Raw genomic sequence first — 21963 nt, 5'->3', positions numbered from 1 at the left:
TATTCTGGCCACTTTTTTGTCCTGTTGTACCGGTGCCGGGAATGCCATCATCGACCGCGTGCCGGGATACGAGTACGACGTGTTCATCAGCTACAGCAGTGTCGGGAGCGCGCCGAAATGGCTGCGCAACAACTTCTACCAGAAGTTCATGGACTGCCTGCACGACCAGGTCGCGCCCGCGCCGCGGGTGTTCCTCGACAAGGGAATGGCTCGTGGCGTGCACTGGCCCGCGGAACTGCAGAAAGCGTTGCGGCACAGCAAGATCATGATCGCGGTGCTCTCGCCGCCGTACTTCGAGTCGCCGTGGTGCCTCGCTGAATGGCGGAGCATGCGCGCGCGGGAGAACCTGCTCGGCCTGGCCAGTCCGCAATGCCCGCAGGGATTGATCTACCCCCTGCTCTACTCGGACTCGGAAAACTTTCCCGACGAAGAGGGATTGCAGCGGGCCTGGTGGAACTTCAAGGAGCTGGCTCTCCCGGACAAGGTTTTCCAGGAGAGCCGGGACTGGCTCCTCTTCCACCAGCGGGTGTGCGATGTCGCGCGGGACGTCGTCGAGCTGGTGCAGCAGGTGCCCGACTGGCGGCCGGACTGGCCGGTCATCGACGTGCCCAAGCCGTTGCTGCTGCCGCAGCCGTCGATTCCGAGGTTCAGCCGATGACCGGGACCGTCGTCACCTTCTATTCGTACAAGGGTGGCGTCGGGCGGAGCTTCACGCTGGCCAACGTCGCCGTGCTGCTCGCCCGCTGGGGCTTCCGGGTCCTCACGATCGACTGGGACCTGGAAGCGCCCGGCCTGCACCACTACTTCGGCAAGCTCTTGCCCAAGTCGCCCCGGGGCGGCGTGGTCGACCTCGCCTACGACTTCCTCGCCGGCGCGGATCGGCCGTCCGACCACGCACTTCGGCTCGAGCTCGAAGACGGCGTGGTCGCGCTGCTGGCCGCCGGCCGCGACGACAGCGACTACACCGGCCGGGTCCAGGGCATCGACTGGGAAGACCTCTACCGGCGCGGGTTCGCCGAATTCCTCGAGCGGTGCCGGGCGGAGTGGACCGAGCACTACGACTTCGTGCTGATCGACAGCCGGACCGGGATCTCCGACATCGGCGGGATCTGCACCGCGCACCTGCCCGACCAGCTGGTCGTCCTGTTCACGGCCAACCGGCAGAGCGTCGACGGCGTCGTCGACATCGCGCGGCGCGCCGACGACGCCCGCGACCGGATGCCGTACGACCGCCCGCCGCACCTCGTGCTCCCCATCCTGTCCCGCCTGGACAACCGGGTGGAGTACGAGCGGGCCGAGGCGTGGCAGCAGTCGTGCGCGGAGGCCACCGCGCCGCTGTTTCGCAACTGGCTCGCCAAGAGCGTGACGCAGGACCTGATGCTGCGGCACCTGACCGTGCCGTACGTCTCGTACTGGAGTTTCGGCGAGCAGCTCCCGGTGCGGGAGGAGCGGACACCGTCGTCGGACCAGATCTCGTTCGCCTTGGAGACGGTCGCCGCGGTCATCGCGCAGCAGTTCGACCGCACGGACCTGCTCGCGGACAACCGGGACGCCTACGTGGCCGCGGCCCGCACGCAGCGGCGGTCGTACAACCTGGACCTGCTGGTGTCGGTCCCGCGGCCGGAGCCGCAAGCCGCTGCCGCGCTCATCAACGAGTTGCGCACCCTCGGACTCCAGGTGGACCGGTCGCTGTCGGGTGACCCGGAGTTCCTCGAGCTGACCGGCGACCCGGCCAAGCACCTGTGCCTGGTGGTGGACGGCGAGGTGAGCCGCTGGCAGGCGACCGAGGCGGAGCGGTTCCTGCGCCACGCGCTGGACGCCGACAGCGACCGGCGGCTGTTCTGCGTGCTCACCCGCCGGACGTACCCCGAGCAGCTGCCGACGTTCCTGCGCAACCTGCGGCTCTTCAAGCTGGACGCGCACACCCGGCCCCGCCAGGTGGCGCGTCAGCTGCACGAAATCATCACCGATGCCCCGTCCGGGCGTGCCGACTCGGACCGCGCCGCCCTCCAGGACGCGGGTGCGGTCCTGCGCGCGGTGCCGGAGAAGGTGACCCACACCGGCCGGTGGGCGCTCATCGAGCAGACCGTCGCCGACATGACCACGGCGCTGGACACCGGCGACCTGGCGCTGCTCAAGGACTTGACAGTGGACCTGGAGCAGCTGAACCACGTCCGCGCGAACGGCAGCCACTGCCTGCCCCCGGACGGGCTCCGTCCCCGGATCGGCGAGCTGCTCGGCCGGATCGATCGTCGCACCAAGAGCTCGACCAAGTGAGGAGTGGGGAATGGCGGAGAAGTACGGAAGCCCGGAGCGGGCGACGCTGCTCGTTCTGCTGGTGAACGGCGGGGAGATGCCCAATGCGATTCTGCGGAAGGAGCACGGGGTCGACCTCAGCCCGGCGGGGCGCGACAAGCTGAACACGGCGAAGCTTCTCGAAACCACGAAGGTGGGCAGCCGGCTCTTCCACAAGATCACGCCTGCGGGCGAGAACTGGTGTGAGCAGGAGATGGCGGGCATCGAGGCGCCGCCGCGGTCCAGTGGCCTGGTCCGGATCCTGTTCGACGTGCTGAAGTTTTACGTGCGTTACGCGCGGGAGAAGAAGGTCCGGCTCGCCGACCTGATCGGCACGCCGCCGGATCCCGGGGAAGCCGGAAAACCCCAGGAACCCGAGGATCTCGAGGACATGATCCGCCGGGTCTACCTGGAGCTGGCGACCCGGCCGAAGGAATGGATCCGCCTGGCCCGGCTTCGCCCGAAGCTCAACGGCGCCGAAAAGGCCGAAGTCGACCAGACCCTGCTGCGGATGATGAAGACCGAGCTCGTGCACTTGTCCCCGGACTCCGATCGCAAGGGCCTCACTGATGCGGACCACGCCGCGGCGATCCGGATCGGCAAGGAGGACAAGCACTTCGTGTTGATCGAGGAATCATGACGGAGGAACAACAGCGGCAAGCGCTGGCCGCGGTCAGGTTCAACTCCGCCGAGACCCCGGACGACGTCTGGGGCATCTCGCCGTCCCATGTGGACGGACTGCACACGCGGGCCGGGAACCGGATCCGCGCGAGCATCCTGGACGCGAAGAACAGCCGGGGCCCGAGCCCCATCGGTCTCACCCTGCAGGGGCAGAAGGGCGTGGGCAAGACCCACCTGCTCGGCCGGGTCCGGCAGGCCGTCCAGCAGGAGGGCGGCTACTTCTTCCTCATCGACCTCACCACCGGGGACGCGTTCTGGGACGACGTCCTGCGCGCCATGCGCAGCGAGTTGTGGCGCCCGGACGACGAGGGTGAGCTCCAGCTGATCAAGCTGCTGCAGCGGCTGTGCGACAAAGCCGAGGTGCCCGAGCCGGTGGCGAAGGTGGTGCTCGGCAACGCGCCGCTCACCGTCGAGGACCTGAACGGTTTCCTCGGCGCGGTCCGGCGAGTCGACGCCCAGGTGGCCGTCGAATGCGCGGACACCCTCCGCGCGCTCGTGCTCTACGCGGCCGCCGACGCCGAACAGATCACGACCGGCAAGGACTACCTGTCGGGATCGGTGGACGACGACCGGAGGAAGGCACGTAGGGCGTGGGGGCTGCCCGCGGATCCGAAACCGCGGCGCGAGCTCGTCGTGGCGATCGCCCGGGTGCTCGCGCTGACCGGGCCGAGCGTGGCCGCGATCGACCAGCTGGACTCGTTGATCGCCAGGACCGTCGACGGGCCCACCGCCGGCGAGCTCGCGGTCATCGCCGACGGCTTGATGCAGCTGCGGGAGACGACCCGGCGGACGGTGTCCATCGTGGCGTGCCTGCCCAGCACGTGGATGCGGCTGCAGAAGGTGGCGCCCGACTCGTTCGAGGACCGGTTCACCGAAACCCCGATCCTGGGTGCCATCGTCGATCCGGAACTCGGCCGGGCGCTGGTGGAGAAGTGGCTGGGCGTGGTCTACGCGAGCATCGGGTTCACGCCCCCGCACCCCGCGTGGCCTGTCGCGGCGCGGGCTTTCGGCGACTCGTGGAGCGGCTACACACCGCGTCAGCTGCTGCGGCGAGTTCAGGAACACGCCGAAGCGTGCCTGTACGGCAAGATCCGCGAGCTGTCCTCGTTCGACGAAGAACCGATCGAACCGGTCGAAGTCCCGGAGAAGGCCGGGCCGGAGCCGCGCTACTACGCGGAATTCGACCGGGAGTTCGCGGAGCTGCGCAAGAAGGCCGACCTGACCGCGATCCTGAGCTACCACAACGAGGACAGCGTGATGCCCGGTCTCCTGCAGGCCGGCTTGCGGTCGTGGATCACCGAGTTCGGCAACGACGACAAGTCGTGGGAGACCGCACCGCCCGCGGACGGAGTGGGGGATCTGCACGCCGGCTTGCTGCGGGTGCTGAACGAGAAGGACGACGTCAAGGAACGCTGGATGTTCCGGGCCTTCGCGCCACAGCACGGCAACCGGGTGCTGCGCCGGGTGCACAACGCGATCGACGCGGCCGGCATCCGCGACGGCGTCCGCGACCGGCACCTGGTGCTGATCCACCACGGCGCGAAGGGCTGGACGGGCGGCAAGACCAAGGTCGTGGTCGGCGACCTGGCCCGCGCGGGCAGCCCGCGCGTCGAGATGAGCAAGGACGACATCCGGACCCTCTGGGCGCTCAGCCGGATGCTCACCAAACAGAGCTACGAGCTGCTGAACTGGCTGGTCGCCCGCAAACCGGCGAGCCGGACGAGCCTGCTGCGGCAGATCCTGCCCGGCCCGGGACAGTCCCGCAGCAACCAGCGGGAAACCCGTCCGCCGCCGACGGCCGAGGTGTCGAAAACCGGGACGCCGGACCGCAAGCCCGGCGCCATCACCCTCGGCGTCGACGGCGAAATCACCATCGAACTCGAGTCCCTCCGCAAGCACGCCGTCATCTTCGCCGGCTCCGGTACCGGGAAAACCGTCCTCCTCCGCCGCATCATCGAAGAATGCGCCATCCAAGGCGTCTCGGCCATCGTCCTCGACCCGAACAACGACCTCGCGAGGCTCGGCGACCCCTGGCCGGAACCACCGAAGGACTGGCGGCCCGGCGACGCGGACTGCGCCGCCGACTACCTCGCCAACACCGAGGTCGTCGTCTGGACTCCCGGGCGGGCCGCCGGGCGGCCGCTCAGCTTCCACCCCCTTCCCGACTTCGCCGGGGTGAGGGACGACGAAGACGAGTTCGCCGCAGCCATCGAAGCAGCCGTGGCGCGGCTGATCCCGCACGCCCGACTGACCGGCGCGGCAAAGGGAGCCGCCCGCGGAAAAGCCGTCCTCAGAGAAGCGCTGATGCACTACGCGAGAAAGGATTCTCGCAGCCTCTCCGAGTTCGTCGACGTCCTCGCCGACCTGCCCATCGGCGTCAGCAAACTTGCCACCGGCACGAAGACCGCCGCCGACCTGGCCGAGACGCTGCGGGCCGCGATGGTCAACGATCCGCTGCTCGGCGGGGCCGGCGAACCGGCCGATCCCGCGGTGCTGTTCACGCCGTCGCCGGGCAAGCGGGCGCGGATCTCCGTTGTCAGCTTCATCGGGCTGCCGTCGGAGGAACAGCGGCAGGGCTTCGTCAGCCAGCTCCAGCTGGAGGTGTTCGCCTGGATCAAGCGCCACCCGGCGGCCGACCGGCCCCTCGGCGGGCTGTTCGTCATGGACGAAGCCCAGACGATCGCGCCGTCCGGGGCCGGGACCGCGAGCACGCAAAGCACCATCATGCTCGCCTCCCAGGCCCGCAAGTACGGGCTCGGCCTGCTCCTCGCGACGCAGGCGCCGAAGGGCCTGCACAACCAGATCACCGGCAACGCGACGACGCAGTTCTTCGGCCGGCTGAACAGCCCGGCGCAGGTCGCCGCCGCGAACGAAATGGCCAGGGCCAAGGGCAGCACCGTCGGGGACATCTCGCGGCTGGAACGCGGGCAGTTCTACGTCACCGGCGAGACGTTCGGGTTCCGCATCATGCGGGCCCCGCTCTGCCTGAGTCACCACCCACCCAGCCCGTTGCGCCTGGAAGAGGTCCTCGACCGGGCTCGCGACGGCCGCTGACGAAAGAGGCCGCGCTCCGAGGGGGAGCGCGGCCTCTTTTGTGCGTTGACTGTTTCCTGTTGTAGCAGGAAACAGTCAACGCCTTGTTGTCGAAACGCTGATGACGAATCCTGATTGCAGGGCGCGGAAATTCCGCAAAAAGCCCTGAACAATCACCACCTCCAAGGAGGATTCGTCATGTCCAAAAAGCTGGCCAGAATCGGCGGCCCGGTGCTCGCGCTCTGCATCCTTGCCGCCGCTCCGGTGATCGGCTCCACCTCGGCGTACGCGGACGGCGACGGCGGCACCCCGCCGCCGCCCACCACCAGCACGCCGCCCCCGGCGGGCACCGACGGCAACCCCTGGCACGGTTGACGTGCGCCGGGCCGGCCGTGAACCGGCCGGCCCGGAATGCGTCACCGGGGGCCGCAAGCGCATTCCAGCGCGGCGCGTTCGTCACGCACTTCGCCGGCTTCCGGCAAATCGAGCTCGTCGAATTCGGCTTCGGCCGCGGACCAATGCGCCAATGCCCGGGAATGCTCGCCCATCGCGTGGAGCGTTTCGGCGACACCGCGATGAGCGCGCGCCCGGTAAGCGCGGTTCCCACTGCCGTCGGCCAGGTCCAAAGCCGCTTCGCACGCCGTGAGCGCGTCCCGCTGGGCGCCCCGGGCGAGCGCGGTCGCGCCGCGGTCGAGGTAGAGCTGGGTGCGCAGGTCGGCGTCCGGCACGTTCGCCGCCACCTCGCGAGCCTTGTCGTGGTAGCGCACCGCCTGGGGGAACCGGCCCTGCTGCCGGTGCACGTTCCCGATGTTGTTCAGCGCGTACGCCTCGACGCAGTGGTCCCCGACCTCGGCGGCGTGCGCGTGCGCCTCCGTGTAACTGGCCAGCGCCTCCGGGAGCAGACCCAGGTTCTCCTGCACGGAACCGAGGTTGTTCAGGGCGTGCGCCACACCCTGGACGTGGCCGATGTCGCGCAGCATCCGCGCGGCCGCCGAGTGCTGGCGCAGGGCGACGTCGAGGTTGCCGTGCAGCTCGTTCAGGTAGCCGAGCATGCTCAGCGCGTGGGCCTCGCCCCGCCGGTCCTCGCTCTGCTCGTACTTCGCCAGTGCGGCCTCGAGGTGGGCGATCGCCTGCTCGTGCTTGCCCAGCTCCATCGTCGGAATCGCGAGCGCGCACAACGTCGCCGCTTCGCCCCGCGTGTCACCGAGGCGGCGCCACTTCGGCAGCGCTCGGGCGGCCAGCTCCAGTGCCTCCGCGAGCTGCCCGCGCCGGTCGTGCGCGGTGGCCAGCCGGAGCAGCACGTGCGCCTGGCCGTAGTCGTTGCCCGGATCGGCCGAGACGGTCTCCCACGCGAGGTCGAGGGTGTCGATCCAGTCCTCGAACTGGTTGGTCGTGTTGAAGTAGCGCCACAACAGCACGGCCAGCCGCCACGTGTGCTCGGGCAGGTCGTGCCGGGCGGCGTAGCGGATCGCGGCCACGAGGTTGTCGCGCTCGGCGGCGATCCACCGCAGTCCGGCGTCGGCGTCGGCGAAGTCCGGGGTCACCGCGCAGGACCGGTCGGATGCGGGCAGCTGCGCGCGGTCGAAGGGGTACGCGGCGCCGACCGCGGCCGCCAGCGTGACCAGGTAGAAGTCGAGCAGCCGCACCAGCGGCCGCCCGGGTGCCGGCTCGCCGGCCGCGAACTCCTTGAGCGGGTCCAGCATCTGGTACCGCTCCGGCGCGGCCTCCTCCAGGAGGCTGACCTCGTGCAGGTCGTCGAGCAGCAGCCGGGCCTCGGCGACGTCGCAGCCGGCGAGAGCGGCGCCGCCGGCGACGCCGACGTCCGGCCCGGGCAGGCTGCCGAGCAGCCGGAACATGGCGCGCTGCGGCTCGCCGAGCTGCTGGTAGGAGACCCGGACGGCGGCGATGCCGTCGGCGTCGTCCGTGCCCCAGGGGCCGTTCTCTTCGAGCAGCCGGAGCAGGTGATCCAGCGGCCACCGGTCGTGCCGCCGGAACAGCGCGGCCGCCACCCGGATCGGCATCGGCAGGAAGCCGCAGCGCTTGACGATCAGCGCGACCTCGGCCGCCCGGCCGCGCACCCGCGGCGGGTCGGTCAGCGCGTGGAACAGCTCGGCCGCTTCCTCCGGCGGCAACGGCGAAAGCCGGATGTTCTCCCCGGTGTCGGCGTCGCCCATCCGCCGGCTGGTGACGACGGCGAGGCAGCCCCCGGTCTCGGGCAGCAGCGGCCGGATCTGCTCCGGCGACGCGGCGTTGTCCAGCACGACCAGCGTGCGGGTGCCCCACAACGTCGTCTGGTAGAGCGTGGCCTTCCGGCCCACGGTGGCCGGGATCTGCTCGGCCGGCACGCCGAGCTCGATCAGCAGCTCGGTGAGCGCGTCGCCGACGCTGGTCTCGGGGACGCCGGGGGTGAACCCGTTGAGACGGGCGAGGAGCTGGCCGTCGGGGAAGCGGTCACGCAGGCGGTGCGCCGCTTCGACGGCGAGGCCGGTCTTCCCGACGCCGGGTGCGCCGCTCACCCAGACCGCGTGGCGCCCGGCCGCGGCGGCCGTCTCGATCGTGGCGATTTCGGCGGCGCGGCCGGTGAACCCGCCGGGCCTCGAGGGCAGTGAGCTGGGCAGTTCGCCGTGTTCGGCGCGCGCGGCGAGGTTGCGCAGCACGGGCCCCGGTTCCATGCGCAGCCCGGCGAGGGCGTCGCGGGTGCTGTTGAAGACGCGCAGCGCGCCGACCCGGTCGCCGCCCGCGAGCAGGGCGCGCATGAGGAGTTCGGCGTGCTTCTGGCCGGCCGGATCGGACCGGACGAGCGGCCGCAGCCGGTCGCGCGCCGAGCGGTGGCCGCCGGTGGCCAGCTCCAGCTCGGCGAGGTCGCCGACGGCGTCGGGCAGGCTCTCCTCCGGGAACACGACCTCGGGCCCGCCGACGCGGTCGATGTCGATGTCCTCGAGGAACCGCCCGCGCCACAGGCCGACGGCCTCCCGCAGCAGCTCGATCTTCCGGCGCGGGTCGTCGGTTCGCCCCGCTTCGGCGCGCAACCGGCCGAACCGGACGGTGTCGAGCTGGTCGTCGCCGACCCGCAGGAGATAGCCGGTCGGCGTCGTCTCGATGCCGACACCGCCGGCTTGGACGACGTCGCGCAACCGCTTGATGTAGCCGCGGACCAGGGTGGGTTTCGTCTCCCGGCCGGTCCAGACGATCTCGGTGAGCCGCGCGGTCGACACCGGCTTGTTCGCGTTCAGGAGCAGCACCACGAGGACGAACCGCTGCTGCTGGTCACCCAGCTGCACCGGCACGCCGTCGTGCCACGCCTCCAGCGGGCCGAGCATCCGGAACTCCACGCAGCCTCCCCGGCCGTCAGCTTGCTTTCCCCGATTGGTGTCGCGCAATCGGCCGTTGGAGTTTCGGTAATCCGCATTTCTTGCACGTTCGATACACACCGGGTTGCGAGACTCCGCCGGTCGAATCAGGGGTGAAGGAGAAACCGGTATGGGGTCCGACGTGTTGCCGTGTTACGTGGCGTGCGACGTATCGCTTTCGATGGCCGACCACATCGACGAGCTGAACAGGGGACTGCGCGAGTTCCGCGGGGCGGTCCACGCCGACGCGTCGGTCGGCGACCGGGTGCTGTGCAGCGTGCTCGGCTTCGGGGAGAAGCCCAAGGTGGTGCAGCGGATGCTGCCCATGGACGACCTGGTGGACCTTCCCACGCCCGGGGCGTGCGCGGGAACGAACTTCGGACCGGTGTTCACCTACCTCCGCGACACGATCGACGGCGACGTCGCCGGGCTGGAGCAGCACCGCCTGCGGGTGCACCGCCCGCTGGTGTTCTTCCTGTCCGACGGCCAGCCGACGGACCCGGTGACGTGGCCGGCGGCGTTCACGGCGCTGTGCGACCCGGCGTGGTCGCGCTGTCCCCGCGTGGTGGCGTTCGGGGTGGGCGACGCGGACGAGGAGGCGCTGGGCCGCATCGGCACGTTCCGCACGTACCTGAGCCGCGACGGCATCCGCCTGGGGACGGCGCTGATCGCCTCGGTGATGCACGTTCTGTCCACTTCCGGTCCACCGCCCGGCCGCACTCTGTCCTGAAGGGGGTCAGCCATGGAAACGCACTGAAGGAGAACGACTGTGGAGCGTTCTGAGCTGGTCCAAGAGCTGAAGACGCTGCGTAAGGGGCGCGGGTTGGCGGGCCGCGTCGAGGACCGGGTCGGACCTCGTCTTCGTTCGGCGTGCGCGGTCGCGGCCGACGACGGAATGGTGGCGATCCGCGACAAGGTGGGCGGCCGCCTGTCCCAGCTGGCGGCGGACCTCCCGGAGGACCTGCGGGTGGCGGCACTGGCGGCCTTCGCGATCTGCGCGGAGGCCCGCCAGCCGCTGTACCAGGAAAGGGTCCGCTGGGCGGCGCTCCGCCTGGACCGCGACCCCCGAACGGTCCGGCGCCGCGTCGACGAGGCGATCGACCTGCTGGCGGAGCTGGCTTGGTCTTCCACTCCTGCCGCGGCTGCCGCGCCTGTCGCGGGCGATAACTGGCACACGGCTTCGCTGGCTGTCGCGCTCGTGCTGGACCAGCCTTCGCCTGTGGTTCTCGAGCAACGCCGGATCGTCGCCGATCAGGAGGGGCTCCGGTCTCTGGACCTGGCGGTGTCGCTTCCCGCCGGACGCCCCTCGGCCACTGTTCTCTACGGCGGGACTTTGGTGGACCGCGGGATGGAGACGTCCTCCCGTTGGGGATATGGGCTGGAGCTGCCGCGTGCGTTGTCCCGGGGCGAGTCGTTCGACTACGCGGTCATGTTCCGGCCGCCGTCGCTGCGGCCGTACATGGTGTCCGTGCCGCGGCAGCCGTGCGATGAGTTCGACCTGCGGGTCCGGTTCGGCCGGGTTCCGCCGCCGGACGTCTGGGCGCTGGACGGAGCGTTCCAGCGGGACGTGTCGGATCCGGGTTACCTGGGCCGTCGGGAACAGGTGGATTCCTCGGGTGAGATCCATCTGCGATTCCGCGGCCTCACGCCGGGCTTGGCCTATGGAGCGAGGTGGGAGTCGCCAGACCATCTGGCAGAGTCGCGCGCGTGAGCGAATACCAGTACTACGAATTCCTGGCCGTCGACCACGAACTCGACGACGACCAGCAGGCGGAGCTGCGGGCCTTGTCGACCCGCGCGGACATCACCGCGACGAGGTTCACGAACGAGTACCACTGGGGCGACTTCGGCGGCAATCCCATGACCATGATGGAGCGCTACTTCGACGCTCACCTGTACTTCGCCAACTGGGGCACCCACAGCCTGATGATCAAGCTTCCTGAGCAGTTCCTCGATCTCGACACCGCTCAGGCCTACTGTCCGACCGACTCGGTCAGTGCCTGGCGGCACGATTCGCACGTCATCCTCAGCCTGTGTTCCGACGACGAGGAGGGTGGCGGCTGGGACGAAACCGACGAGACCCGGCTGAGTGAGCTGATCCCGATTCGCGCGGACCTCGCGGCCGGCGACCACCGGGCGCTCTACCTGGGCTGGCTGGTCGCCGCCCAGACCGAACTCGACGAAGACGAACTCGAACCGCCGGTACCGCCGGGACTGAACCGGCTGACCCGCTCGCTGCGCGCGCTGGCCGAGTTCCTCCGAATCGACGACGACCTCCTGACCGTCGCCGCCCAGGCCAGTGGCCGGCCGCGCGACGACGGACTCGCCGAATTCGTCAAGGGCCTGCCCCAGCAGGAGAAAGACGCGCTGCTGGTGCGATCGGTGACCGGCGACCCGCACGTGACAGCAGAGGTGCGCCGCCGCTTCCGGCGCCGGAATGCCGCCGCACCCGCCGCCGGCACCCGCACGGCGGGCGAGCTGCTGGAGGCAGCGTCGGCCCGGCGCACCGAGCGGGAGGGAGTGGCCACCGCTCGCGCCGCGGCGGAAGCCTTGCTCAGGGGCCAGACGCGCGCCGAGGCACGGGAGCTGCGACTCGAGGCACTCGCCGCGGACGAAGAGAACGCGTGGCGCAAGGTCGCCGCTTTGATCGAGAACAAGCGGCCCGCCGACTACGACAACGCGGTCGTGCTGCTCGCCGATCTCAAGGCTGTCAGCGCTCGAACCGGCGAAACCGCGACATTCGCCGAGCGCTTCGAAGGCCTGCGTACCGAACACCGTCGCAAGCCGAGCCTGCTGGAGCGGTTCGAGCGTTCCGGCCTCTAAACACCCACGACATAACCGAAACGCAGCAAGGCTTTGCGGAACTTCGGCTCCTGGTTCTGGGGGACGGCAAGGTGTCGGTCGCCGATCAAACGGCAAAGCGGACGGAGTCGACGATCGTGCGCGATGAGCGCGGCCGTCGCGGGTTCGGCGCACTCGATCAGGCGAATGGCCCCGAGATCGGTGAGCTGCCCGATCCGGTGCCGGACGTCGGAGATCAAGGTCGTCAACGCGCCGGGCAATTCGTGCTCGGTCCGTTCGCCGAGGAACCGCGTGAATTCGTCGAGGTCCCGCCCCGCGTCGACACCGGACAAGAGGGTGGTCGCGGAGACGGTCCAGACGTGGTCGGCGGTCTGTTCGGAGAAAGCGGACAGGGTGAGCCGATCGGCAGCCGAGAGCCGCGTGGTGGCGACGACGTCGAGATTCGGCAGTACCTTGAGGGGCCGGACATCCGGTTCCGAGGCAACCGGCGGTTCGTAGGTGTCGGTCAAACCGAGAACGTAGGCGCCCAGCGCGTTCAGGCGAATGGCCAGAAGCCCGTCATAGCGGCTCAGGGCTTCGATGTCCTCGCCACCCCAGTTGTCGCGGAAGTCGTCACGGGCCCCGGCCGGGTGGACGAAGTCGAGGTCGATCAACCCGAGCGTCCCCGCGTACTCGAAGAGGACAGCGAGGGTGTAGCGGCCTTGGAGCAGCTCCCACTTGGCGAAGCCGGCGTAACCGAAGCTGCCGTACTCGGGATCCTCGAGGTACAACTTCCACAACGCGCGCTCGGAACGCGCGATGGTCGGGCTCGTGTGGCCGCGGCGCATCTTCATGAAGAACGCGTCCACGTCCAGCCATTCGCCCACCGGGCACTTCGCCAGTGCTTTCGCGACCATCTGACGCCGGGTCGTGGCCGCGGTCAGCACGTTGGCCGAGCGCTGGCCCTTGATCCTCTCGACGCGGCTGAACTCGTCGATCACCGCGTGAGTCAACCAGCGTTGCCAGAGCAGGCGGATGGTGTCGGGTCCCGGCGCGGCCAATGCGTCTCGGCCCGCGGAGGTCAGCCGCAGCCTGCTGCGCTCCACCTTCGCGAGGCCGCCTGCCTGGAGCAGCAGAGGCCAGGCGAAGGCCGCGATCGCGTCATCGACGTAGAAATCACCGTCGACGAGGTGTTCCGCGATCGCTTCCACGGTCGCTGCCGCGGGCAGTGAAGTCCGGTCGCTGGCCTTCAGCTGCCCTTCCGCGCACAGTTCGAGCATCGTGCGCAGGTTCGCCACCCCTTCCTGCTCGGTCGGGAGCAACCAGCGTTCTTCGTCGTCGTTCATTTCGCGCCCGCGTTCACTCATGGGAGGTCAGGATCGGGATGTTCGGCGGCGAACCGGGCGGCGGTGTCGCGGTCGACGAGCGCGTTGTCGGCAAGCCATTCGACCGCGCGACGTCGCGCCCGGACGTCGCTGAACGCGTGCCAGGCCGGGAGAAGCTCCGGGTGCTCTTCGTACAACTCGTCCTTGAAGCGGCGAAAGGCGCCCATACCCCGGATAGCTCTCGGCAGCCGCCGGCCGGCCCGCTCGTCGCTGACACCTTCCGCGAAGTCCGCCATGTCCTGGTACCAAACGTAGGACGGCAGCGGCTGGATCGCGATCAGATCCAGCTCATCCAGGTCGACCGGGTGCTCACCGTCGATCCCGCCGTCCGCGGTCCAGAACCCCAGCTCGCCGGTCCGGGGGTCGACCAGGTGGAAGTACTCGAAGTCGGTCTGGTCCTGCAGGGCTGTCCCGATTTCTTCGAGGTCGAACTTGTCCAAGCCGAGCATGCGGAAAGCCTATCCCCGGCGGGTGAGTACCGTAGCCGACCGTGGCTGATACCTCCCTCACCGCGGACTCGCCGTTCGTCGATGTGATCGCCGCCGTACTGGCCGAGCGCGGACCGATGATCGAAGAGCGGCTCGTTTCCGCCCTGCGCGACGGCGGTGTGGCTCTGGACGACGATCCGGAGGACGCACTGATGGAGGCGTTGGACGACGGTGCCGGGCTGCTGACGGTGCTGGCCGACGGCAGGTGGGCCTCCGTGCCCGCACTGCTGGCGGGCAGGGTGTTCACGCACCGGCTGACCGCGCCCGAGGTCGAGCACGACTTCCTCGAGTCAGAGCCCGATCTGACCTTGGCCGACACGCTGGTCCAGCGTGCCGAGTACCAGCGACTGGTCGACGGCTCACCGGTGGTCCCGGTGTATCCGGAATTCGACGTCGAGACGCTGGCCGGGCGAGGTGTCCCGCCGGACGTCATCGGCGTCTCCGGGGCTCTGTTGCTCCCGCCCGGTCATCTTCGCGGGCGGGGACTGTCCGAGGGTGATGTCGTCGCGTTGCGGATTACCGAAGACGGGCTGCTGCTGGAGGCCGGCGCCGGCGAGGCGATGCCGGAGGGTCGGCTGGCCGCCTTGGGACGTGAGCTGCAAGACGCGCTCGCCGAGAGTCCTGATGGGCCGGTGGAGCTGCACGAGGCGCTTTTGGTGGCATGTGCGTGCGACCCGGTGTTGTTCACGGAGCCGCTTCCGCCGCTGCGCGAGGCAATGACTGCCTGCGGGCTGGCGTACGACGACGAATGGCTGGCCCCAGCGGGATTCGATTTCCGGCGGTGGCGGGCGGACGCGCGTCGAACGGACATCGCGCTGCAGCACGGCCTCGACGACGAAGCGGCGTTCGCGGTCCTGGTGATCCTCACGCGGTACGAAGAAGCCGCCGATGATGGGGTGGGCTCGCAGGCCGGCCTCGACGACGCCACGTTCAGCGCGGCAGTGTCGTTCTTGGCCGAGGTGCCAGTAGCCGAAGCGGTCCTGGCGGAAGTCTCCGCGAATGACCCGGAGAGCGCGGTGGCGCTGCGGATGTTCGCCGAGGCACTCGAGCCGAACGTACCGCGCGAGGTCCGGCCGGCGTTGCGGTGGCTACGCGGCAAGGCCTGTGAACGGCTGGGTGACGTGGCTGCTGCCGAGGCCGAATACCAGGCTGCCGAGTCTCTGGATCCGCAGTGGCCGCCGGCACTCTACGCACTTGCCCGCATCGCGAGTGATCGCGGCGATGCCGCCCGGGGACTCGCATTGCTGCGCCGCGCCGACGCCCCACCGGACGACGTTCTGGTCGAACTCCTCGAGCGATTCCAGGTCGAGCCCCGCACCGACATCGGCCGCAACGATCCCTGCTGGTGCGGGTCCGGTCGCAAGTACAAGAAATGTCACCTCCAGCGTGAAACGCTGACGCTGGACGATCGTGCGTCGTGGCTGTACCGGAAGGCGGGTCTGTTCCTGGGTGACGGTCCGTGGCTCGGCGCGATGCTGGCGGCAGCGGAGGTCCGGGCCGAGTTCTCCGCCGACAGTCCCGATGCCCTGTTCGATGCCCTGGGTGACCCGCTGACCGCGGACGCGGTCCTGTTCGAGGGCGGCGTGTTCGCCGAGTTCGTGGCTACCCGGGGCGCCTTGCTGCCCGAGGACGAGCGGTCGCTGGCCGAGCAATGGCTGCTCCTCGAGCGATCGTTGTACGAGATCGAGCAGGTCCGCCCCGGTGAGGGCTGCACGGTCCGCGACGTGCGCACGGGCGACGTCCACCAGATCCGCGAGCGGATGGCCAGCCGGCAGCTCAAGAGCGGCATGCTGATCTGCGCCCGGGTCGTGCCGACGGGCGAAACCGAGCAGATCTTCGGCGGCATCGAACCGGTGGCGCTGCACGAGCGCGACGAACTCATCGCGCTCCTGGATTCGACACCCGAACCGACTACCCTGATTTCCTTCTTGACCAGGCGATTCGCGCCGCCGGCAGTGCAAAACACCGAAGGCGAACCGTTGGTGCTCTGCGAAGTCACCCTGCGAACCGACGACCCGGCGGCGCTCGCCGCCGGGCTGGACGAGACATACGCGCGCGACGGCGACACCTGGCACGAGCACACCGCCACAAGTCACATCCGGGCCACCCTCCGCATCGACGGCCACGAACTGGCGGTGCAGGCCAACAGCGAAGCCCGCGTCGACCGCGTGCTCGCAGTACTCCGCACGCTCGACCCGAAGCTGACCGTCGTGAACGAGTCCCGCCAACCCGCGCAAGAGGCCGCCGGCAGCTCGTCATTTGCGGATTCGCCGCCAGCCGCCGTCCCCGAGGCCACGGCGATCCTCGACCGGTTCATCCGCGACTACGAGCAGCAGTGGCTCGACGAGCCGATCCCCGCTCTGTCCGGCTACACCCCGCGCCAGGCAGCGGCAGATCCCACCCGTCGCGGCGACCTGATCCGCCTCCTCGCCTCCTTCCCCGAGACTCACGGCGAGCCCGGTGCCATGAATTGCGACCGCCTACGCGCTGCTCTCGGCCTCGAGTAAGCAATTCTTCCCGGACCCGGTGAAGAATGGCGCCCGCCATGGACTTTTGACCAAGCTGGCGGCCAACACGACCAGCCCGGCGGCGGCCGAGCTGGTCCGAGTTCGACCTTTAACGCCGACTTGCTCGACAGAAGCACGTCCGGCTTCGCCGGGTGGTAGAGCAGCCGGTCCGAATCCGAGAAGTACGCGCAAGCGGAAGCAGGGCGGACTGTCCTGTCGCAGCCGGCATCCGGCGACAAGCGGGCTCGAATCTCGCCGAAAGCGGCAAGACTCCGTCGACGCATATTTCGGCATTGGACTTCTCAGCCTTGTGTTCGCTGGTTTCGCCATTTGGGTGGCGTTCGCCATCCCCATTGGTCACGGATCATGCCCATCGCCGCGGCTGTAGTCGCGCTGGCCGCGAACCACTGCCTGCGCAACGCGAATCGCCGTGGCGAAACCATGCTGATCGCTGTGGTGACCCTGGTGTCCATCGTGGCCTCGGGGGCAATGCTCGACGTCGCCTTACGCCTGGCCCGTGCTTGACACCGACTTGAGGGTGCCCCCGGCAGGATTCGAACCTGCGACACCCGCTTTAGGAGAGTAGGCCACAGCGTCGACTATGGCCTCTACCTGCAACATTGTCCTCACCGTTCTCGGTGGTGCCCTCCTGAACATCACCAGGCAGCAGCGTTTCGGGTCATGAAATGGGTCATGAGATCCCGGCCTGGCGCTCGGGCGTGTCGCGGCCTTCCCGGGCTTCACGCCGGTGGGTGTCGAGCGCGCAAGTCGATCACATCTGGCGGTCGCGCGGACCAGCCTGAGGGCTCGCGGGCGGAGTTGTCGTGGCGAAATTGGCCGTGTCGACGACGCTGTTGCTGGTCACGGCGGTCTGCTCGATGTCGTCGATTGCGCGCGCCGGGACGATGATGCGGCTCCGGACCCTGATAGCGGGGAACTCGCCGGCCTGAATTGCCCGGTAAAGCGTCATGGGTGACAGGTTCAGCATCGCTGCCGCCTCGCCGACGCGGTAGAACCGTGGCCGGTCGAGTTCGCGAACTTTTCGATGATTCATGGCATTGGCTTTCTGGGATGAGATACTGAGAAGCCCACATGACTGGTGGTGTCGGCGGACAGACTTGGCCGCCGACACCACCAGCGGGTCATGCTACGGCGGAATGGCGAGTGAGCGACTCCGTCAGTAGTCGCTCGGCCCGTGACAGTTGTTGCCGGAATTGGTAGGAGGAGACACCGCGTTCGTGGGCGACGGATGCGGCTCCCTCGCCGTCGAGCCGTACTCGTCCGATGAGGCTGGCTTCGTCCTCGGTCAGGGTGTCGTCTTTCACGGCTTGTGCCAGGACGAGGTCTGGATGTCCGGTTGTCCGGGCTCGGTACCTGACGAAGGTGCTCTCGTCGTAGGTGGAGCGTGTGCCGTTGATTCGGTCTTCCTTGCCGCGAGCCTCCAGCCCGTAGCGGTGAGCCATGAAGCGCAGGGACGAGTAGAGCATCGGCTTGTCCGGGTCCAGGGAGTTCAGTGCCTGGAGAAAGCCTTCGACGATCTCGGCGTCGAAGTCGGCGATGTCGCCGCGGAAGTTGCGGGCGATGCTGCCGGCTACCTTCTTCAGGCCCGGCATCATCAACCCGAGTGCCGCGGTGATCCAGGGATCGCCCTGTTCCTGGGCGCGTCGCGCGACCTCGCTCCACACGGCGTTCTTCACCTGGTTGCTGGTCTGGCGCTTCAGGAGCGTGATCCGGAGTTCGTCCAACGGGATCGGCCGGTCGGGGAGGTCGAATCCGATGACGCGTCCGTCGAGTGACAGTGCTGTCGGCTGCGCGGTCAGCTCGTTGAAGCGTCGTTCGATGATCTCCAACGAGGTGAGCGACCGCTGATGGTCAGGCATTGCGTTGCCTTCCTTGTCGGGGGAGGTCGACACCCCCTAATACGGAATTTGCGGCGTGATCATGAAAGGAATCACTCGATTGTGCGACACCTATGCGGCGTGTCGCTCCGCCTGTATCGGCTGATCATCTGTCTGCGTGCTCTGCGTTGAAGGAGAACGGTATGGAGAACAAGGCTCTGTCGGGCAACGTCCCCGGGGTTGATCTGAGCGCACTCGATACGGCGCAGCGTGGAGGGCATACCTGCGTCCGTTGCGGACGCGTTCCGCTTCATCGAGCTGACCTGACGCAGGTCGGCGCGCCAGATCTGATCGCCTGCTCCGGCGAGGATGCGGCAATCTGCTCGCGGCCCGTGTTCTGACTGGCGAAGCCCTGCCCGCGGTGGTGCAACGGTCTCCGCGACAATCGCGACAGCGGCCCGGATCGTCGTCATTTCTCGAGCTGGGAGGAACAGGTGCTCTTGACCTTGGAGGACGCCCAGGAGATGGGGCCGGGGCTGGGGTGGCAGCCCGAGCACGTGGTCGTGAGCCTTGACCAGGGCGTCCGCGAGGACGCGCCGCGGATCTGGTGTGGCAAGGGAGTGACCAATCAGGGCTGGCATCTGACCGAGGACGAGGCCCGTCGCCTCGCTGTGACACTGACGGCCGCTGCGGGCTTGGCTGCGGGTGAGCCGGCCGATCAGCTGCAACTGCCGTTCGGCATCGTCGCGGCGTAGGACGACGAGCAGCTCGGCACGTCGCCCGGCATGCCGAGCTGCTCAATGCCGGCTGTGACCGAACGTCATCAGTGCTCAAGCGAAGCGAGGAGAAGTTCGCCGACCAACGCGACCGTGTCCGGCGTAGTGTCGGAGCCAATGGGTGTCGTCCTGATGAGGCGCAAGCTCCGCTCGACGGCTGTCCCGAACCACCGTTCGACGTGCAGAGCTGCGTCCTGTTTCAGCACGACGTCGGCGGCTGCCAGCTGCGCGCGGACAACCGGCCCGGTCTCCTCGTCAAGGGCGAGCCGGACGATGTCGAGCAGGTCCGTCGCTTCCTTGACACGGGCCCGGTTCGGCAGCGCCTGCAACTTTGTCGCGATGAGCGGTCCCGGCTCGGCGACCCGGACCGTGTGTTCGCTCGTGGTGCCGCCACCGACGGCACGGATATGCAGCGGTGTCGCCGAACGCAGAGCCCAGTCGTGACTGAGCACGTAGAGCCGGTCGGTCGGATCCTCGGGGAGATCGTCGAGCTGCTCCTCGCTGACTTCGAGCACATCCACCCGGACATCGCCGGTCGGCGTGGCGACCATCGCGCCCGCTCCATCAATCGCGGTAGCCCCCGAGGCGAGGAGGACATCGAGCTGGCCCGGCTCACCGCCCAGCCGCCGGTTGACCGTGTCGACGTCACTAGTCACCCGATGCGCGGCCGAACCGAGACGCGACAGGACAGCGAGGCCGCCGACCACGGTGATCCTCCGCTCGAGCCGCCGCTCGATCTCCGGCAGCGCCTGAACCAGGGACGCCGTAACCGGACCGAACAGCTCCACTACCCGGGGTTGATCACCAGACACGCGTTACCTCTTGCGGTGGGTTCCACCCTTCGAGGATCTCCCGGCCGCGGCCGGGATCGGCGGCCAGATCGAGAGCCACGAACAGAGGATGCGCCAGCGGCCACGGCGGACCGTCCGGCGATGCCGGGAATCTCAGGGAACACACCTGAGGCACTGGCGCGATCCGGATGGTCGCCCCACGGGCGGCGCCGGAGGTCGGCACGCCCAGGAGAGTCTCGGCCCGGTGTGCCGTCGTCGTGTCGGGGACGTAGAGGTCCGGTGGATATCCGGCCCGGACGCCGGTGGGAGCGCCGTAGGCGGCAGCAGCCATCGTGTCTGTCAGGGCCCAGCCGACGCCGGTCGGCGGCTCATCCCTGCCAGTGTGCAGCGCGCCCGCGATCGTGTGGTCGTCAAGGAGCGCTACGCGCGCGATTGTCGTTCGTGCTGGTCGCCAGGCGCTCGCCGTTTCCCAGAACAGCTCCGGAGTTACCGGAAGTCCCTGTGAATCGATGAGCTGCGCTTCCCGTAGAGAGCTCATCACGGCAGACACCGAGCTGGGCGACCGGTTGAGATCCCGCGCGAGTTGCCGGACGGAACTCGGGCGTTGAGGGGTGAGGAGCAAGGCGCACGAGACCTCCAGAGCAACCTTGCCGGCGAACAGGTCGACTGGCCGTGAGACGTCGGATGTCGCAGGGACTGGAGTATCGACGAGTACGCCTGGGCCGGAAAGATGCAGGTGGCCGCGGAGATCGAGCCAACTCCAACCATGTTCTCGGAGCACTTCGCGGGCGGCTGCCACGATGCGATCTGCGACGAGTAGGCGAGCAGGGATTGCTTGCGGATGCATGTCGGCCCACTGTCGGATTTGCCTCGGCAGCGAATCCGGTGTCACGGTCGCAGCAACCTTGACATCGACGTCCAGCGGTACCCCGTTTACCTCGACGGTCAGATCACCAGTAGTGGGGTCGGCGGAGCGCTTCTCTGCAGCTCTTGTTGTGATGTCGACGGCTGCGAACGCGGCGATGACTGCATCGATCGCGCCGCGATGGTCGACAGGCATGTCACAAGGATTGCAGGTGTTTGGTGTTCGGTCAAGCAAGAACATTGAACACGTTGCAAAAGGTAGTCGAGGGTTACTTTCAGTGACAGAAGGCTGCGCGCCGTCCTCCGGGTTGTCGTACCTCCGGCCCGGGAGTGCGACGTCGCTATGTCGGCAAGACGTTGCGTCGCCAGCGCGAGGCGCGCGGCCTGACAGTGTCGGCGGTGGCGAAGAAGCTCGGCATCGCGCAGCTGTCGCTGACCAAGATCGAGTGTCGCTGACCAAGATCGAGAACGGCCGCAACGCGATCATGGCCCGGCACGTCTACCGGCTCTGCGAGATCTACGAGGCCGGCAAGCCCGAAACCGACCGCCTGATCCGCCTCGCCGAGGAGTCCCGGGAACGCGGCTCGTGGGAGTCCTACTCCGACGTCATCGGCGACTGGTTCGAGATCTACGCCAGCCTGGAGAGCGACGCGGACCAGATCCTCATCTACGAGTCCGAGTATGTGCCAGGCTTGTTCCAGACGCCGGGCTACGTTCGTGCGCTGTTTCATGCTGCTCACCCCGAGGCATCGGAGGCCTCAGGCCATCGGATGGTCGACCTGCGACAGGCGCGTCAGTTGCGCCTTCAGGACGGCGACATCACCGCGCTGGGGAACGAGGGCGCTGTACGTCGGCTGGTCGGCGGCCCGGACGTGATGCGGGCTCAGGTGGAATATCTGATCAACGTGATCGAGCAACAGCACGCCAAGATCCAGATCGTGCTGTTCAGCGCGGGCGCGCATCCAGCGATGAACAGCCCGTTCAACATGCTGAAGTTCCCGGATGTCGACGAGATCGACCTGGTGCACGTCGAGAACGAGCGCGGTGACACGTACTTCGAGCGTCCCGCCGACCTCGTCCGCTACGCCGGCGTCTTCGCTCGAGCTCTGCAAGTCTCGCTCTCACCTGTGGCAAGTGCTGGACCGCTGAGTAAAATCGTCCGGGAGACGTAGGG

At 68.5% G+C, this 21963-nt stretch carries 21 protein-coding genes; 14 read left to right on the top strand and 7 right to left on the bottom strand.

Annotated features, from left to right (window positions below):
• Nucleotides 1-58: 58 nt before the first annotated feature.
• From AB0N03_RS13605 to AB0N03_RS13585, 5 genes are all read left to right on the top strand, one after another.
• A complete protein-coding gene (locus AB0N03_RS13605; protein ID WP_364370134.1) occupies nucleotides 59-658 on the top strand; it encodes a toll/interleukin-1 receptor domain-containing protein in 600 nt (199 codons plus the stop codon).
• The gene (locus AB0N03_RS13600; RefSeq protein WP_364370131.1) at nucleotides 655-2277 is read left to right on the top strand and encodes a CATRA system-associated protein; all 1623 of its coding nucleotides are present in this window, start codon (nucleotides 655-657) and stop codon (nucleotides 2275-2277) included. The genes AB0N03_RS13605 and AB0N03_RS13600 overlap by 4 nt, the downstream gene beginning before the upstream one ends.
• A gap of 10 nt (nucleotides 2278-2287) precedes the next feature.
• Entirely contained in the window at nucleotides 2288-2935 is a 648-nt protein-coding gene (locus AB0N03_RS13595; RefSeq protein WP_364370128.1) for a hypothetical protein, read from the top strand.
• Entirely contained in the window at nucleotides 2932-6030 is a 3099-nt protein-coding gene (locus AB0N03_RS13590; RefSeq protein WP_364370125.1) for a DUF87 domain-containing protein, read from the top strand. Before AB0N03_RS13595 ends, AB0N03_RS13590 begins: the two co-directional genes overlap by 4 nt.
• 177 nt (nucleotides 6031-6207) lie before the next feature.
• The gene (locus AB0N03_RS13585; RefSeq protein ID WP_364370122.1) at nucleotides 6208-6384 is read left to right on the top strand and encodes a hypothetical protein; all 177 of its coding nucleotides are present in this window, start codon (nucleotides 6208-6210) and stop codon (nucleotides 6382-6384) included.
• Between the two features lie 41 nt (nucleotides 6385-6425).
• On the opposite strand, the gene AB0N03_RS13580 is transcribed toward AB0N03_RS13585, so the two are convergent.
• The gene (locus tag AB0N03_RS13580; RefSeq protein WP_364370119.1) at nucleotides 6426-9341 is read right to left on the bottom strand and encodes a tetratricopeptide repeat protein; all 2916 of its coding nucleotides are present in this window, start codon (nucleotides 9339-9341) and stop codon (nucleotides 6426-6428) included.
• 148 nt (nucleotides 9342-9489) lie between these two features.
• Between AB0N03_RS13580 and AB0N03_RS13575 the strand changes: the two genes are divergently transcribed.
• Genes AB0N03_RS13575 through AB0N03_RS13565 form a run of 3 tightly spaced genes read left to right on the top strand, consistent with a single transcriptional unit; the run spans nucleotide 9490 to nucleotide 12182 of the window.
• Nucleotides 9490-10089: a hypothetical protein gene (locus AB0N03_RS13575; protein ID WP_364370116.1), complete on the top strand. Its 600-nt coding sequence runs from the start codon at nucleotides 9490-9492 to the stop codon at nucleotides 10087-10089.
• A gap of 39 nt (nucleotides 10090-10128) precedes the next feature.
• A complete protein-coding gene (locus AB0N03_RS13570) occupies nucleotides 10129-11070 on the top strand; it encodes a hypothetical protein (RefSeq protein ID WP_364370113.1) in 942 nt (313 codons plus the stop codon).
• Nucleotides 11067-12182, top strand: a complete 1116-nt coding sequence (locus tag AB0N03_RS13565; protein WP_364370110.1) for a hypothetical protein — start codon at nucleotides 11067-11069, stop codon at nucleotides 12180-12182. Before AB0N03_RS13570 ends, AB0N03_RS13565 begins: the two co-directional genes overlap by 4 nt.
• On the opposite strand, the gene AB0N03_RS13560 is transcribed toward AB0N03_RS13565, so the two are convergent.
• Together AB0N03_RS13560 and AB0N03_RS13555 are read right to left on the bottom strand one after the other, a co-directional pair.
• On the bottom strand, nucleotides 12179-13438 hold the full coding sequence (locus tag AB0N03_RS13560; RefSeq protein WP_364370107.1) for a helicase-associated domain-containing protein: 1260 nt from the start codon (nucleotides 13436-13438) through the stop codon (nucleotides 12179-12181). The genes AB0N03_RS13565 and AB0N03_RS13560 overlap by 4 nt on opposite strands.
• A gap of 65 nt (nucleotides 13439-13503) precedes the next feature.
• Entirely contained in the window at nucleotides 13504-13974 is a 471-nt protein-coding gene (locus AB0N03_RS13555; protein ID WP_364370105.1) for a UPF0158 family protein, read from the bottom strand.
• Nucleotides 13975-14201: 227 nt separating this feature from the next.
• On the opposite strand from AB0N03_RS13555, the gene AB0N03_RS13550 reads away from it, so the two are divergent.
• Together AB0N03_RS13550 and AB0N03_RS13545 are read left to right on the top strand one after the other, a co-directional pair.
• Nucleotides 14202-16520: an SEC-C domain-containing protein gene (locus AB0N03_RS13550; RefSeq protein WP_364370102.1), complete on the top strand. Its 2319-nt coding sequence runs from the start codon at nucleotides 14202-14204 to the stop codon at nucleotides 16518-16520.
• Between the two features lie 366 nt (nucleotides 16521-16886).
• A complete protein-coding gene (locus AB0N03_RS13545) occupies nucleotides 16887-17045 on the top strand; it encodes a hypothetical protein (protein WP_364370100.1) in 159 nt (52 codons plus the stop codon).
• Between the two features lie 247 nt (nucleotides 17046-17292).
• Here the strand turns inward: AB0N03_RS13545 and AB0N03_RS13540 are convergent, their stop codons facing one another.
• Nucleotides 17293-17655 (bottom strand): helix-turn-helix domain-containing protein, encoded by a 363-nt coding sequence (locus AB0N03_RS13540; protein ID WP_364370097.1) that lies wholly within the window; start codon nucleotides 17653-17655, stop codon nucleotides 17293-17295.
• Nucleotides 17656-17662: 7 nt separating this feature from the next.
• Complete coding sequence (locus AB0N03_RS13535) at nucleotides 17663-18433, bottom strand: hypothetical protein (RefSeq protein WP_364370095.1); 771 nt, start codon at nucleotides 18431-18433, stop codon at nucleotides 17663-17665.
• 128 nt (nucleotides 18434-18561) lie between these two features.
• Between AB0N03_RS13535 and AB0N03_RS13530 the strand changes: the two genes are divergently transcribed.
• Nucleotides 18562-18759, top strand: coding sequence for a hypothetical protein (locus AB0N03_RS13530; protein ID WP_364370092.1), 198 nt, complete (start codon nucleotides 18562-18564; stop codon nucleotides 18757-18759).
• 93 nt (nucleotides 18760-18852) lie between these two features.
• Nucleotides 18853-19113 (top strand): hypothetical protein, encoded by a 261-nt coding sequence (locus AB0N03_RS13525; protein WP_364370089.1) that lies wholly within the window; start codon nucleotides 18853-18855, stop codon nucleotides 19111-19113.
• A 68-nt stretch (nucleotides 19114-19181) separates the two neighbouring features.
• Here the strand turns inward: AB0N03_RS13525 and AB0N03_RS13520 are convergent, their stop codons facing one another.
• Together AB0N03_RS13520 and AB0N03_RS13515 are read right to left on the bottom strand one after the other, a co-directional pair.
• A complete protein-coding gene (locus AB0N03_RS13520) occupies nucleotides 19182-19922 on the bottom strand; it encodes a hypothetical protein (RefSeq protein WP_364370086.1) in 741 nt (246 codons plus the stop codon).
• 13 nt (nucleotides 19923-19935) lie between these two features.
• Nucleotides 19936-20985, bottom strand: coding sequence for a hypothetical protein (locus AB0N03_RS13515; RefSeq protein ID WP_364370083.1), 1050 nt, complete (start codon nucleotides 20983-20985; stop codon nucleotides 19936-19938).
• A gap of 134 nt (nucleotides 20986-21119) precedes the next feature.
• On the opposite strand from AB0N03_RS13515, the gene AB0N03_RS13510 reads away from it, so the two are divergent.
• Both AB0N03_RS13510 and AB0N03_RS13505 read left to right on the top strand, forming a co-directional pair.
• On the top strand, nucleotides 21120-21245 hold the full coding sequence (locus tag AB0N03_RS13510) for a helix-turn-helix domain-containing protein (RefSeq protein WP_364370080.1): 126 nt from the start codon (nucleotides 21120-21122) through the stop codon (nucleotides 21243-21245).
• Entirely contained in the window at nucleotides 21236-21961 is a 726-nt protein-coding gene (locus tag AB0N03_RS13505; protein ID WP_364370077.1) for a DUF5753 domain-containing protein, read from the top strand. Before AB0N03_RS13510 ends, AB0N03_RS13505 begins: the two co-directional genes overlap by 10 nt.
• The last annotated feature ends 2 nt before the right edge of the window (nucleotides 21962-21963 follow it).

Origin of the sequence: Amycolatopsis sp. NPDC051061 (genome assembly GCF_040682935.1) — a bacterium.
Taxonomy (GTDB): Bacteria; Actinomycetota; Actinomycetes; order Mycobacteriales; family Pseudonocardiaceae; genus Amycolatopsis.
This window is presented reverse-complemented; position numbering and strand designations above follow the sequence as displayed.

Bases quoted from the DNA above. Each gene is read 5' to 3' on its own strand.
- AB0N03_RS13590 (WP_364370125.1), top strand. From the start codon at position 2,932: ATGACGGAGGAACAACAGCGGCAAGCGCTGGCCGCGGTCAGGTTCAAC.
- AB0N03_RS13585 (WP_364370122.1), top strand. From the start codon at position 6,208: ATGTCCAAAAAGCTGGCCAGAATCGGCGGCCCGGTGCTCGCGCTCTGC.
- AB0N03_RS13545 (WP_364370100.1), top strand. From the start codon at position 16,887: ATGCCCATCGCCGCGGCTGTAGTCGCGCTGGCCGCGAACCACTGCCTG.
- AB0N03_RS13600 (WP_364370131.1), top strand. From the start codon at position 655: ATGACCGGGACCGTCGTCACCTTCTATTCGTACAAGGGTGGCGTCGGG.
- AB0N03_RS13515 (WP_364370083.1), bottom strand. From the start codon at position 20,985: ATGCCTGTCGACCATCGCGGCGCGATCGATGCAGTCATCGCCGCGTTC.
- AB0N03_RS13595 (WP_364370128.1), top strand. From the start codon at position 2,288: ATGGCGGAGAAGTACGGAAGCCCGGAGCGGGCGACGCTGCTCGTTCTG.
- AB0N03_RS13575 (WP_364370116.1), top strand. From the start codon at position 9,490: ATGGGGTCCGACGTGTTGCCGTGTTACGTGGCGTGCGACGTATCGCTT.
- AB0N03_RS13530 (WP_364370092.1), top strand. From the start codon at position 18,562: ATGGAGAACAAGGCTCTGTCGGGCAACGTCCCCGGGGTTGATCTGAGC.
- AB0N03_RS13555 (WP_364370105.1), bottom strand. From the start codon at position 13,974: ATGCTCGGCTTGGACAAGTTCGACCTCGAAGAAATCGGGACAGCCCTG.